Consider the following 639-nt stretch of genomic DNA (forward strand, 5'->3'; position numbering starts at 1 on the left):
GATTCCCGCAGCAGCTTTCCCGTAGCCGATACGAACAACGCCACGGACGGGGACATCTACATCGCCTGGGCGCTGGCCCAGGCCGCCGAGCGATGGGAAGTCGCCGCCTATCGGGCCGCCGCGACCCGCATGGCCGAGGACATCCTGAAATGCTGCGTGGCCGAGGTGAACGGCCGGACGATCCTGCTGCCCGGCACCGGCGGCTTCCGTAGCGCCGAAGGCACGGTCGTGAACCCCTCCTACTACGCCTTTCCTGCGCTCCGCGCGCTCTCGCGGCTGGTGAGCGATCGGCGCTGGGCCCGGCTGGAGCGCGACGGCCTGGAGATCATCCGGGAGGCATCCCTGGGTCGCTGGCACCTGCCCCCCGACTGGCTGCTGCTGCCGCAGGCCGGCGGTCACTCGATTCCGGCACCGGCCTGGCCGGTCCGCTTCTCCTGGGATGCCCTGCGTGTGCCGCTGAATCTGGCGTGGCTTCGGGTCGATCACGAGACGATCGCGGCCGCGCGCCGCTTCTGGAGCGATCCCGGTCATCGCCAGCGACCGCCGGCCTGGGTCGACCTGCGCACGGGTGAAATACCCCCCTATGCCGGCCACGCCGGGGTGCGCGCGGTCCAGGCGCTGGTGGGCTCGCAGCAGGGC

Annotated in this window: 1 protein-coding gene; it reads left to right on the plus strand. The window is 71.5% G+C overall.

What is annotated here, in order from left to right:
• On the plus strand, window positions 1-639 hold a 639-nt coding region (locus tag AC1DWF_RS35620; protein ID WP_476843169.1), incomplete at both ends, for a family 8 glycosyl hydrolase.

Source organism: Aminobacter sp. P4_D5 (assembly GCF_056401815.1).